The 3033-nt window shown below is 72.9% G+C and carries 1 protein-coding gene and 1 pseudogene; both read right to left on the bottom strand.

Going from position 1 to position 3033, the window contains the following annotated elements:
* Positions 1–446: pseudogene (locus U9980_RS26685) on the bottom strand (CHAT domain-containing protein); the annotation flags it as partial.
* Between the two features lie 630 nt (positions 447–1076).
* On the bottom strand, positions 1077–3033 hold a 1957-nt coding region (locus U9980_RS26680), incomplete at its 5' end, for a bacterial transcriptional activator domain-containing protein (RefSeq protein WP_322770454.1).

Raw genomic sequence — 3033 nt, 5'->3', positions numbered from 1 at the left:
GGGGTGGCGGCGAGGGTTTGGCGAAGCAGGTCGATAGCGGTGTTCAGCGCGGCACGGTCACCGGTCCGCAGCGCCTCTTCCAGCAGGGTGACCGCGCGGTCCGCCATCACCTCGGGGCTTTCGGGCGCGGTGAGCCGGTTTTCGTCGAAATAGCTGCGGAGCTGGGCGGGGACCGCGTCCGGGCGCGCCTGGTACACCGATGCAAGCAGGGCCAGTGCGACGGCAAGGTCCTGCTGGTCGTCGCCGGGATCGCCGACGAGATAGCGATACCAGTGCAGCCACCCGGCCGTATGAGCGACCTCAAGGTCGGCAAACGGGTCCGGCGCGGTCTCCAGCAGAGCGGCTACCTCGGCGACCGCCTGCAGGTCCAGGACCGTGGCTGAATTCTGGTCGACGCTGAACCGGTCCAGCCGTGTCCGCACCTGCCCCAGCAGACGCTTCCGCATCGTCCGTCGCCCCCGCCCCGTCATCACGATCGACGACATGCGCCTGCTCACGCAGACGACATATCCGACGACATCACAATACATCCTGATGATCAGTTGGGATGCAGCCGGATCCGAGCCCAGCCGTCAACCCGGCGGGCAGCCGGCGGGACCTGCCACGACGCGGACCGCCAGTTTGATCGTCAAAGACAGTCGCAACCTATCCGATTACCTCTGGAAAAGAATCTCTATTCCCAGCATGATCAAAAATCGGCCAGTCGCACCAGACACGATCGAACCGTCCGGGGTGAGGCCGCACACCTTCGCAGGCGTTCCGCTTCCTCGCCCCGACCGCACTTGGCGGGCAGGCCGGCCAACCGCCACGGCCACCAGGCTGGCTGGCTGGCCGGTGGCTAGCCAGCCCTCGGCCGGCATCGGCGCGGGCCTCCCCAGCGACCCCATGGGGACGCTGATCCCTCGGCGGCGGTCGTCGCCGCGCTGGGTTCGGAGCAGGGTCAGGCAGCCTTTCTCAAGTGGGGTGGCGCGCTCCTGGCTGAAGGGACCGCTCGACTCGTACCCGGTTCACCTGCGACGCTCCCTTGGGCACTCTCAGCCGCTGGTAGCGGGCGGGTCGCCGGGTCGGGTGGCGGGTCACACCACGCGGCGGGATCTCTCGATCGTGGAATGTGTGATCGTGGGGGTGGGCGGGTCGCGGGTGAGGCGGGCCATCAGGGCGTCGGTGGCCGGGGCGGGGTCGACGTCAAGGGTGTCGAGGGCGTCGCGGAGCCGCTGGTAGGTGCGGCGGACGGCGTCGAGGCGGCCGCGGGTGGCGTGGATGCGCATCGCGTGGCAGTACAGCTCCTCGACGTGCGGGGTGAGGCCGATGGCTTGGTCGAGGTAGGTCAGGGCCCGGTCGGGGTTGTCCGCGGCATAAAGATCGGCGAGGTCGGCGAGGACGTCGACCGCCTGATGCTCGACGGTGCCGACATGCGGGGTGGACCAGTCGTAGGCGGTGTCCCCGAGCGGTCGGGCCCGGTACAGCTCGGCGGCGCGGGTGAGCGCGGCGATGCGGTCGGCGTCGTCGCGGGCATGCCCGGCCCGCCAGCGGGCGTCGTGGAAGTCCCACAGGTCGACCGAGACATGATCCGGATTGAGGCGGTAGCCGGCCGGGTTACTGGTCAGACAGGCGGCGGTGGTACCGGTGGCGGCGGTGAGGACGTCGCGGAGCACCGCGATCGCCCGGTAGATCTGGTTGCGGGCCTTGCGCGGGTCGTGGTCGGGCAGCAGGTCGGTGGCCAGCGTCTCCCCGCCGGCGCCGGCCGGGTGGAACGCAAGGTACGCGGCGATTTCGAGGCTGAGGGTCCGCAGGCCGCGGGCCAGGGGCACGCCGTCGACGGTGATGGTCGGCCGGCCGAACAGCAGCACCCGGACCCGCCGGACCGACACCCCTCCGGCAGCGGCGGTCGCCGACGGCCAGTCCGGGGCCGGGTCGGAGGCGGGGGCGACGGCAGGTCCGGCCGGGAGGTCCGGCCGCCGGGGGACGATCGGGGCGCTGTCCGACGCCTGGTCGGCCAGGCTCGGGGGCTGCGGCGGTTCCCGTCCGATGTCGGCTCGCGGGACCCGGCCGACCGGCACCGGCACCGGCACCGGGGCGGCGGGCGGCGGTGGGGCTGCGGGCGGGTGGAGGTCGTTGGCGGCGGCGACGAGATCGAGCAGGTCGCCGGCCGCAGCCGGGCTCAGCTGCCACCACTGCTCCCCGGCACCATCCGCCGGAGCAGTCTGCCGACCGTCGGCGTCCAGAAGGTAGCCGGTTTGCCCCGGCCAGTGGCCGAGGGCGAGCGTGTACAGGCCGAACGGGCGGCCCTGCGCGGCGAGCGCGGTCAGCCGGCCGGCCGACACGCCCTCGACGGTGGCGACGAGCAGGACGGTCGGGAACATCTCATCAGGTGCGGCCCTCCGGAGCTCGGCGATGCTCTCGGTGTCGACCTCGGCCATGAGCCGCTGGCGGTGGAGCAGCTCGGCGTGCAGGCGGTCGAGAGCGGCAGGCAGGGTCGGGGTCACGGTGACCGCGGACAGGACGGCCAGCACCGGACGGGGCAGGGCGAGCCGGTCGGCATCACCAGCGGGGATGATCAGACGGGCGGGCCAGGGCCGATCCGAGCGGGGATACCGATGGTGATCGGCGAGAAGGGTGACAGCGATCGCGCGGGCCGCAGCGAGTGCGCCCGGCCCATCCAGGTTCAGGCTGCCGGCGCGGGCCAGGACGCCGGGCAGCTCGTCTCCGCCACCCGGTGGCGGAGACGGCGGGTTCCCGACGGCCACCGGCGGCGGCACCGGCACCGGCACCGGCACCGGCAGGGACGGATCGTCGTGAGCGGAATCGTCGTCCTCGTCGGTGGGCGCGGGTGTCCGGCTGGCGCGCAGAATCTCCCGCACGATGATCGGCAACGGTGGGTCGGTGGGGACGGGCTGGCCGGGCGGGGTGGGCACGGGCCGGCGCCGGTGGCGCAGCAGCCGGGCGAGGGTGACCGCGGCGGCGACGGCGGCGACCAGTCCCGCGCCGACGATCGCGCCGGAGGGCAGCGGGATGCCGTGCGTGCGGTCCGGC

Source organism: Protofrankia sp. Cr1 (genome assembly GCF_963555865.1).
Lineage (GTDB): Bacteria > Actinomycetota > Actinomycetes > Frankiales > Frankiaceae > Protofrankia.
Note: the sequence above shows the minus strand (reverse complement) of the source record. Positions and strands in the feature narration are given on the sequence as shown.